This is a genomic window from Paracoccus binzhouensis, from assembly GCF_016446475.1.
GTDB lineage: Bacteria > Pseudomonadota > Alphaproteobacteria > Rhodobacterales > Rhodobacteraceae > Paracoccus > Paracoccus binzhouensis.
Genome location: NZ_JAEHFP010000062.1, coordinates 1 through 8,868, shown reverse-complemented (window position 1 = coordinate 8,868; position 8,868 = coordinate 1). Strand labels below are relative to the sequence as shown.

Genomic DNA, 8,868 nt, shown 5'->3' with positions numbered 1-8,868 from the left:
CCAGGAGAAGACCATGCAGACCACCACACTTTCCTACGCCAACCTGCACAATCACGGCGAACTGTTCGCGAACGTCTTTCGCGCCCGCAAGCAAAGCTTCATCGTCCAGAAGCGCTGGAACCTGCCCCAGACCGAGGACATGGAGTTCGACCAATACGACACGCCGCTGAGCCGCTGGGTCGCCATCCATGAAAACGGCCGGGTTCTGGCCGGGGTGCGGCTGACGCCGACCACGGCGCGCTGCGGCATGTATTCCTACATGATCCGCGACGCGCAGCTGGACCTGCTGGGCGGCTCGATCCCCAAGAACCTGCTGGACGAGCCGGCCCCGGTCGAGCCCGGCACCTGGGAGGCCAGCCGGCTGTTCGTCGATCACACTATCCCGCAGCGGGAACGCCGTCGCGTGCATCTGAACCTGGTGCAGGAGATGACCAATTCCGCCCGGGCGCTTGGCGCCTCGCGGCTGGTCTGCCTGGTCGCCTCGACCTGGCCGCGCTGGCTGGTGCCCTGCGGTCTGGACGCGCAGGCCATGGGCCCGGTGGTCTGGATCGACGACGGTTATTTCCAATGCGTCTCGATCAACCTCGCGGCCAAGATGCACTGATGCGGACCGCCGGGAGGAGGGCCTTTCGCAGCTGATGCGGGCGGCGTAACATGTCGCCCGCATGGCAGACCTATTCGACACAGCACCCGCCCCGGGCGAACCCGCGCGCAGCGCCGCGCGTCCCTTGGCCGACCGGCTCCGTCCGGCGCGGCTGTCCGATGTCATCGGCCAGGACAAGGTGCTTGGCCCCGACGGCCCGCTGGGCGCCATGCTGGCGGCCGGCAGCCTGTCCTCGCTGATCCTCTGGGGCCCGCCCGGGGTCGGCAAGACCACCATTGCCCGGCTGCTCGCGCAGGAGACGGAGCTGGCCTTCGTGCAGATCTCGGCGATCTTTTCCGGGGTGCCGGAACTGCGCAAGGTCTTCGACGCCGCCCGGCTACGCCGCAGCCAGGGCCGCGGCACGCTGCTGTTCGTGGACGAGATCCACCGCTTCAACAAGGCGCAGCAGGACAGTTTCCTGCCGCATATGGAGGACGGCACCATCACCTTGGTCGGTGCCACCACCGAGAACCCCAGTTTCGAGCTGAACGCCGCGCTGCTGTCGCGCGCCCAGGTCATCGTATTGGAGCGGTTGAGCCTTGCCGATCTGGAACGTCTCGCGCAACGCGCCGAGCAGGAGCTGGCCCGCCCCCTGCCGCTGACCGCCGAGGCCCGCGACCGGCTGCTGGAGATGGCCGACGGCGACGGCCGCGCGGTGTTGAACCTGATCGAGCAGGTGATGGCCTGGAAGGTGACCGGCAAGCTCGACCCGGGGCAGCTGTCGCAGCGGCTGATGCGGCGCGCGGCGAAATACGACAAGTCGGGCGACGAGCATTACAACCTGATTTCGGCCCTGCACAAATCCGTGCGCGGCAGTGATCCCGATGCCGCGCTTTACTGGTTCGCCCGCATGCTCGAGGGCGGCGAGGACCCGCGCTATCTCGCGCGCCGCATCACCCGCATGGCGGTTGAGGATATCGGCTTGGCCGACCCGGCCGCGCAGCGCCATTGCCTGGATGCCTGGGCGTTATACGAGCGGCTGGGCAGTCCCGAGGGCGAGCTCGCGCTGGCGCAGGCGGTGATCTATCTGGCGCTCGCGCCGAAATCCAACGCCGGCTATGTCGCCTACAAGGGCGCGCGGGCGCTCGCGCGCCAGTCGGGCAGCCAGATGCCGCCGGCCCACATCCTGAACGCGCCGACCGGGCTGATGAAGGACCAGGGCTATGGCGCCGGCTATGCCTATGACCACGATGCCGAGGACGCCTTCTCGGGCCAGAACTATTTCCCCGACGGCATGAAGCGCCCGGTCTTCTACCTGCCGGTCGAGCGCGGATTCGAGCGCGAGCTGAAAAAGCGCGTTGAATGGTTCGCCGGGCTGCGCCAGAAGCGGCGGACAGAGGACAAAGCATGAAACACACTTTCCTTCAGGTCGCGCTTGGGGGCGCCTTGGGTTCCGCGGCGCGCTACGGGGTCAATATCCTGGCCGGGCGGTTGACGCAGGGCTTTCCGCTGGGCACGCTGACCGTGAACATCGGCGGCTGCCTGGCGATGGGGCTGCTGGCTGCCTTGCTGGCGCATCGGGGCGGGCAGCATCTGGCGCCCTTCCTGCTGACCGGGGTGCTGGGCGGCTTCACCACCTTCTCCGCCTTCGCGCTGGACACCATGACGCTGTGGGAACGCGGCGCCACCGCCACCGCGCTCGGCTATGTGCTGGGCTCGGTCGTGCTGTCGCTGGCGGCGGTGACCGCCGGGCTGGCCATCGGCCGGGGGATCTTCGCATGAGCGGCGTGCAGACCATCCGCGTCGGCGCGGACGAGGGCGAGCAGCGCATCGACCGCTGGCTCAAGAAGCGGTTCCCGCAGCTGACGCAGGGCGCGGTGGAAAAGATGTGCCGCACCGGCCAGCTGCGCGTCGACGGCGGCCGGGTCAAGGCCAATACCCGCATCGAGCCCGGGCAGGAGGTGCGCGTGCCGCCTTTGCCCGAGGGCGCCGCCCCTGCGCCGGCCGCGAAGCCGCGCGTCAAGCAGTCGGATGCCGAGATGATCCAGTCCTGCGTGCTGTGGCGCGACGAGCATGTCATCGCGCTGAACAAGCCGCCGGGCCTGCCCTCGCAGGGCGGCTCGGGGCAGGGCGACCGCCATGTGGACGGGCTGACCGAGGCCTTGATGTTCGGCTACAAGGACCGGCCGAAGCTGGTGCACCGGCTGGACAAGGACACGTCGGGGGTGCTGCTGCTGGCGCGCACCGACCGCATCGCCCGCGCGCTGTCCGAGGCGTTCCGGCACCGGCTGACCCGCAAGATCTACTGGGCCGCCGTGGCGGGCGTGCCGCATCCGCGCATGGGCTCGATCAAATACGGGCTGGTGAAGGCGCCGGGCCGCGGCCGGGGCGGCGAGGGCGAGAAGATGATCGCCGTGCATCCCTCGGACGTCGCGACGACCGAGGGCGCCAAGCGCGCCCATACCGACTATGCCGTGCTGGATGCCCTGGGCGGCCGGGTCGCTTGGGTCGCCATGGTCCCCGTGACCGGGCGCACCCACCAGCTGCGCGCCCATATGGCCGAGATCGGCCATCCCATCGTCGGCGACGGCAAATATGGCGGCTCGGGGCAGGAGAACCTGGGCGACGGCTGGGGCGCCCAGCTGGGCGGAGAGATCAGCCGCAAGCTGCACCTGCACGCGCGCATGATCCGCTTCGAGCATCCGATCACCAAGAAGCTGATCACCGTCACCGCGCCCCTGCCCGAGCATATGGCGCGCACCTGGAAAACGCTGGGCTGGTCGGAAAACGACGTTCCCGAAGACCCCTTCGCCGAGACAGCATGAAACTGGTCATCTTCGACATCGACGGGACGCTGGTGGACAGCCAGCTTGAAATCACCCGGGCGATGAATCACGGCATGATCGCCGCCGGCCTGCCCGAGATGGAGCCCGCCCGCATCCTCTCCATCGTCGGCCTGTCGCTGCCGGTGGCGGTGGCGCGGTTGCTGCCCGGCGCGGGCCCCGATCTGCACGAGCGCGTGGTGGCCGGCTATCGCGAATCCTTCATCGCCGCGCGCGCGGCCGGGGCGCTGCCGCCGCTTTATCCCGGCGCGCTGGACTGCCTTGATACGCTGGCCGCGCTGGACGGGGTGGTGCTGGGCATCGCCACCGGCAAGCCGGCGCGCGGACTGGCCGCGATCCTTGACGCGCATGGGCTGACCGGCCGCTTCATTACCCGGCAATCGGCGGACGGCCATCCCTCGAAGCCGCATCCGGCGATGCTGCACAGCGCGCTGTCCGAAACCGGCGTGGCGGCCGGGCGGGCGGTGATGGTGGGCGATTCCACCTTCGACATGGAAATGGCCTGTGCCGCCGATATGGCCGGCTTCGGCGTCGGCTGGGGCTTCTGCCCGGCCGCCGAGCTGCAGGCCGCAGGCGCACGGCTGGTCGCCCCTGATTATCCGGCGCTGACCCGCGCCCTGCTGGAGTGGGCACATGAGTGAGTGGAAGGCGCGGCGCTTCTGGACCACCGCCTCGGCCCGGCGGGCCGGCGACGGGTGGGAGGTGGTGCTGGACGAACGGCCGCTGCGCACGCCGGGGAAAAGCCCGCTGATCCTGCCGACCGAGGCGCTGGCCACGGCCATCGCTGCGGAATGGGACGCGCAGCAACAGGTGATCGACCCGAACCGCATGCCGCTGACCCGCGCCGCCAATTCCGCCATCGAGAAGGTGGTGCCGCAATGCGCCGAGGTGGCCCGGATGCTGGGCGATTACGGCGGCACCGACCTGCTGTCCTATCGCGCCGATGCGCCCGAAGCGCTGGTGCGCGCCCAGGCCGAGGGCTGGGATCCGCTGATCGACTGGGCCGCAACCGAGCTTCGGGCGCCGCTGCGCATCACCCACGGGGTCATCCCGGTGCCGCAGGATCCGGCCGTGCTGCTGAAGCTGCATGCAGAGATCGCGGCGCTGGATCCCTTCGGGCTGACGGCGCTGCACGATCTGGTGACTCTGCCCGGCTCGCTGATCCTGGGACTGGCGGTGATCCGTGGCCGGATCGACGCCGAAACCGCCCATGCGCTGTCCCGGATTGACGAGGAATTTCAGGCGGAACGCTGGGGCCGCGACGCAGAGGCGGACGAGGCCGCGGCAGGGCGTCTTGCCGCCATGCGCGATTCTGAGCGTTTCTGGCTGCTGAGCCGGGGCTGAGGAGATCGTTTTTCTTCTTTCTTGACGCAGGAGTCTCCATCGGCACAATGCCGCTTATGGGGGCATAAACGCTCCTTGCTCAAACGGGCTCGCCAACGGGCCTCGCATCGGCCCATTCCTTGGCGAAGCCGGGAACAACAGTGGGGAAATCAATGAAGAAATCCGTATTCTTCGGCTCTGTGACGGCGGTCGCGCTTGCGGCCACGGGCGCTCTGGCCGCCGAAGGCGACACGCTGAAGGAGGTCAAGGCCCGCGGCGAACTGTATTGCGGCGTGAACACCGGCCTGGTCGGCTTTGCGGCGCCCGATGCCAGCGGCAACTGGTCCGGCTTCGACGTCGCCTTCTGCAAGGCCCTGGCGGCGGCGGTGCTGGGCGACCCGGCCAAGGTGAAATATGTCCCGACCACCGGCCAGACCCGCTTCACCGCCCTGTCCTCGGGCGAGGTGGACATCCTGGCCCGCAACTCGACCTGGACCTTCCAGCGCGACACCGATCTCAAGCTGGATTTCGTCGGCGTGAACTATTACGACGGCCAGGGCTTCATGGTCCGCAAGGACCTGGGCGTCAGCTCGGCCAAGGAGCTGAACGGCGCCACGATCTGCATCCAGACCGGCACCACGACCGAGCTGAACCTGGCCGACTACTTCAAGGCCAACAACATGGAATACCAGCCGGTCAACATTGACAGCAACGCCGAGGGCGAGCAGCAATACATGGCCGGCGCCTGCGACGCCTATACCACCGACGCCTCGGGCCTGGCCGCGACCCGCGCCGCCTTCGCCGATCCGGAAAACCACATCATCCTGCCCGAGATCATCTCGAAGGAGCCGCTGGGGCCGGCGGTGCGGCACGGCGACAACAACTGGGGCGACATCGCGCGCTGGACCCTCTACGCGCTGATCGCCGCCGAGGAATACGGCGTCACCTCGGCCAATATCGACGAGCTGGCCAAGTCCTCGCAGAACCCCGAAGTGCAGCGCCTGCTGGGCACCAGCGACGACCTGGGCAAGATGATCGGGCTTGATGCCGAATGGGCCAGGCGCGCCATCAAGGCCAGCGGCAACTATGGCGAGATCTTCGCCGCCACCATCGGCGAGCAGACCCCGATCGGGCTGGCGCGCGGCCTGAACGCGCAATGGACCCAGGGCGGGCTGATGTATGCGATGCCCTTCCGGTAAGCGCCGCTGAAAGCCGGGCGCGCGGGGGGCGGACCCCCGCGCGTCCCCGAACGAACAGGCCGGCAACCAGAGGCCCAAGGCCCGCAAGCAAGTCCGGCTGCAGGGGGTATGACATATGGTTTCCTATCCGGGGGTGGATCAACCGCCTTTCCGCCTGTCGATGCTTATCTACGACCGGCGCTACCGCTCGCTGACCATCCAGGCCGTGGTGTTCATCCTGGTCATGCTGGCGGCAAGCTGGCTGATCGACAACACGCTGAGAAACCTTGCCATCATGGGCAAGACCTTCAGCTTCGACTTCCTGTTCCGCCGCGCGGGCTATGACATTCCCCAGCAGCTGATTCCCTACAATTCCGACGACACGCATCTGCGTGCCACCATCGTCGGGCTGCTCAACACCTTGCAGGTCTCGGTGCTGGGCTGCATCGCCGCCACCGTCCTGGGGGTGATCGTCGGCGTGCTGCGCCTGTCCTCGAACTGGCTGATCGCCCGGCTGATGACCGTCTATGTCGAGGTCTTCCGCAACATCCCGCTGCTGCTGTGGATCCTGGTCTGCCTGGCGATCTTCACCGAGGTGATGCCGCCGCCCAACGCCTATCGCGGCGAGAACCCGGCCGCCAGCATGGTGCTGTTCGACCTGATCGCGCCGACCAACCGCTATACAGCCATCCCCTCGCTGGGGATGAGCAACCCGCCCGGCACCATCACCCTGGGGCGCGAATCGCTCAGCTGGGCCTTGGTCGCCTATGTGGTGGTGATCGCCGCCGCCTTCCTTGCCCGGCACCTGCTGCGCCGCTGGGCGCAGCGCGTGCAGGACCAGACCGGCAAGCGGCCGACGACCTGGTGGATCAACCTGGCCTTCTTTGTCGTGCCGCTGCTGCTGCTGACCTGGCATTTCGGCCTGCACCTGATCCCGCCGGTGCTGCGCGGCTTCAACTTCGCCGAGGGCATCAACCTGGACAACGCCTTCGTGGTGCTGTGGCTGGCGCTGACCCTCTATACCGGCGCCTTCATCGCCGAGATCGTGCGCGCCGGCATCATGGCGGTCAGCCGCGGCCAGACCGAGGCCGCCTTTGCCCTGGGCCTGCGCCCGCGCCGCACCATGTCGCTGGTGATCCTGCCGCAGGCGCTGCGGGTCATCATCCCGCCCCTGATCTCGCAATATCTGAACCTGACCAAGAACAGCTCGCTGGCCATCGCGGTCGGCTACATGGACCTGCGCGGCACGCTGGGCGGCACCACGCTGAACCAGACCGGGCGCGAGATGGAATGCATGGTGCTGATGATGGGCATCTACCTGGCGCTCAGCCTGCTGATCTCGGGCGGGATGAACGTCTTCAACAGTCGCGTGAAGCTGAAGGAGCGGTGAGATGAGCGAGACCCACGCCCAGACCGTCGCCTATGTCCGCGACACCATGCTGCCGCCGGCGCCGCCGCCGGTCACCGAGCGCGGCGCGATCAAATGGCTGCGCGAGAACCTGTTCTCGGGGCCCTTGAACATCCTGCTGACGCTGCTGGGCGTCGGCATCGTCTGGCTGGTGGTCGGCACCGTCGGCCCCTGGCTCTCGCATTCGGTCTGGAACGCCGGCAGCATGGCCGAATGCCGCAAGATCATCGCCGAGACCTGGGGCGGCGAGGCAAGCGGCGCCTGCTTCGCCCTGCTCAAGCATCGCTGGAACCAGTTCATCTTCGGCTTCTACCCGCCCGCGCTGTATTGGCGGCCGGTGCTGGCCTTCGGCATGCTGTTCCTGGCGCTGGCGCCGGTGCTGTTTTCCGAAAGCCGCATGGCGCGGCGCATCGTCATCGGCCTGGCGGTGGCGCTGACCCTGGTCATCGCCCTGTCGCTCGGCGCCCCCGGCTGGGCGCTGCCGGCCATCCTGCTGGCCATGGCGGCCTGGGCGGCGCTGATCGAGACCCGGCCGGGCTGGGCGCTGCTGGCCAGCTGCATCTATCCCTTCGCGGCGGTTTGGCTGCTCTGGGGCGGCACGCTGTGGATGTCGGCGATGGCGCTGGCCGGCTTCGTCCTGGCCTTCCTGGTCTGGCGGCTGCTGGCGCGCTACGGCATGTTCGCCTTTGCCGCGGCGGTGGTGGCCGCCGTCCTGTGGTGGCTGCTGCTATCCGAGCCGGTGGCGCAGGCGCTGGCCGGCATCCTGCCGCTGCGGCTGGTGCCGGTCTCTTCGGACCAGTTCGGCGGCTTCGTGCTGTCCATCACCATCGGCGTCTCGGGCATCGCGCTGTCGCTGCCGCTGGGGGTGATCCTGGCCCTGGCGCGGCGCTCCGACCTGCCGGTGGTCAAGCTGCTGGCGGTGCTGTTCATCGAGTTCATCCGCGGCGTGCCGCTGATCACGCTGCTGTTCGTGGCTTCCTTGCTGCTCAACTACTTCCTGCCGCCGGGCACGAATTTCGACATCATCCTGCGGGTCATCATCATGGTGACGCTGTTCGCCGCCGCCTATATGGCCGAGGTGATCCGCGGCGGCCTGGCCGCCCTGCCCAAGGGCCAGTACGAGGCCGCCGACGCGCTGGGGCTGGACTACTGGAAGGCGCAGCGGCTGATCATCCTGCCGCAGGCACTGAAGATCTCGATTCCCGGCATCGTCTCGACCTTCATCGGCATGTTCAAGGACACCACGCTGGTGGTCTTCGTCGGCCTGTTCGACCCCTTGAAGGCCATGGCCGACACCATCCGCGCCAGCTTCGAATGGAAGGGCGCCTATTGGGAGCCCTACATCTTCGTCGGCGCGATCTTCTTCATCCTCTGCTTCGGCATGTCGCGCTATTCGATGTATCTCGAGCGCCGCCTGAAGCGCGACCATCGCTGAGGAGCAATTCATCCTGCATTCCCCAAGTGGCGTGTCGTTTGAGGTGAAGATCGCCTGTATCCGAGCGCTAGACAAGGATTTTCTGCCGCAAGCGGCAC

Annotated in this window: 9 protein-coding genes; all 9 read left to right on the top strand. The window is 67.9% G+C overall.

The features are described 5' to 3' along the window. Positions 1-13: 13 nt before the first annotated feature. The 9 genes from I9P22_RS14415 to I9P22_RS14375 all read left to right on the top strand — a co-directional run bounded on the left by I9P22_RS14415 (position 14) and on the right by I9P22_RS14375 (position 8,770). Positions 14-604: an acyl-homoserine-lactone synthase gene (locus tag I9P22_RS14415; RefSeq protein WP_199260170.1), complete on the top strand. Its 591-nt coding sequence runs from the start codon at positions 14-16 to the stop codon at positions 602-604. A gap of 61 nt (positions 605-665) precedes the next feature. Continuing rightward, a complete protein-coding gene (locus I9P22_RS14410; protein ID WP_199260169.1) occupies positions 666-1,994 on the top strand; it encodes a replication-associated recombination protein A in 1,329 nt (442 codons plus the stop codon). After that, positions 1,991-2,365 carry a fluoride efflux transporter CrcB gene (gene crcB, locus I9P22_RS14405; protein WP_199260168.1) on the top strand — a complete coding sequence of 125 codons (375 nt, stop codon included), beginning with the start codon at positions 1,991-1,993 and terminating at the stop codon, positions 2,363-2,365. The genes I9P22_RS14410 and crcB overlap by 4 nt, the downstream gene beginning before the upstream one ends. Beyond that, the gene (locus I9P22_RS14400; protein ID WP_199260167.1) at positions 2,362-3,408 is read left to right on the top strand and encodes an RluA family pseudouridine synthase; all 1,047 of its coding nucleotides are present in this window, start codon (positions 2,362-2,364) and stop codon (positions 3,406-3,408) included. The genes crcB and I9P22_RS14400 overlap by 4 nt, the downstream gene beginning before the upstream one ends. Next, complete coding sequence (locus tag I9P22_RS14395) at positions 3,405-4,067, top strand: HAD-IA family hydrolase (RefSeq protein WP_199260166.1); 663 nt, start codon at positions 3,405-3,407, stop codon at positions 4,065-4,067. Before I9P22_RS14400 ends, I9P22_RS14395 begins: the two co-directional genes overlap by 4 nt. Further along, positions 4,060-4,770: an ATP12 family chaperone protein gene (locus tag I9P22_RS14390; protein ID WP_199260165.1), complete on the top strand. Its 711-nt coding sequence runs from the start codon at positions 4,060-4,062 to the stop codon at positions 4,768-4,770. Before I9P22_RS14395 ends, I9P22_RS14390 begins: the two co-directional genes overlap by 8 nt. A 152-nt stretch (positions 4,771-4,922) precedes the next feature. Then, the gene (locus I9P22_RS14385; protein WP_199260164.1) at positions 4,923-5,948 is read left to right on the top strand and encodes an amino acid ABC transporter substrate-binding protein; all 1,026 of its coding nucleotides are present in this window, start codon (positions 4,923-4,925) and stop codon (positions 5,946-5,948) included. A gap of 115 nt (positions 5,949-6,063) precedes the next feature. Continuing rightward, a complete protein-coding gene (locus tag I9P22_RS14380) occupies positions 6,064-7,317 on the top strand; it encodes an amino acid ABC transporter permease (protein ID WP_199260163.1) in 1,254 nt (417 codons plus the stop codon). Between the two features lies 1 nt (position 7,318). Next, the gene (locus I9P22_RS14375) at positions 7,319-8,770 is read left to right on the top strand and encodes an amino acid ABC transporter permease (protein ID WP_199260162.1); all 1,452 of its coding nucleotides are present in this window, start codon (positions 7,319-7,321) and stop codon (positions 8,768-8,770) included. The last annotated feature ends 98 nt before the right edge of the window (positions 8,771-8,868 follow it).

Coding starts and splice junctions, on each gene's coding strand:
- I9P22_RS14415 (WP_199260170.1), top strand. CDS start 14: ATGCAGACCACCACACTTTCCTACGCCAACCTGCACAATCACGGCGAA.
- I9P22_RS14410 (WP_199260169.1), top strand. CDS start 666: ATGGCAGACCTATTCGACACAGCACCCGCCCCGGGCGAACCCGCGCGC.
- crcB (WP_199260168.1), top strand. CDS start 1,991: ATGAAACACACTTTCCTTCAGGTCGCGCTTGGGGGCGCCTTGGGTTCC.
- I9P22_RS14400 (WP_199260167.1), top strand. CDS start 2,362: ATGAGCGGCGTGCAGACCATCCGCGTCGGCGCGGACGAGGGCGAGCAG.
- I9P22_RS14395 (WP_199260166.1), top strand. CDS start 3,405: ATGAAACTGGTCATCTTCGACATCGACGGGACGCTGGTGGACAGCCAG.
- I9P22_RS14390 (WP_199260165.1), top strand. CDS start 4,060: ATGAGTGAGTGGAAGGCGCGGCGCTTCTGGACCACCGCCTCGGCCCGG.
- I9P22_RS14385 (WP_199260164.1), top strand. CDS start 4,923: ATGAAGAAATCCGTATTCTTCGGCTCTGTGACGGCGGTCGCGCTTGCG.
- I9P22_RS14380 (WP_199260163.1), top strand. CDS start 6,064: ATGGTTTCCTATCCGGGGGTGGATCAACCGCCTTTCCGCCTGTCGATG.
- I9P22_RS14375 (WP_199260162.1), top strand. CDS start 7,319: ATGAGCGAGACCCACGCCCAGACCGTCGCCTATGTCCGCGACACCATG.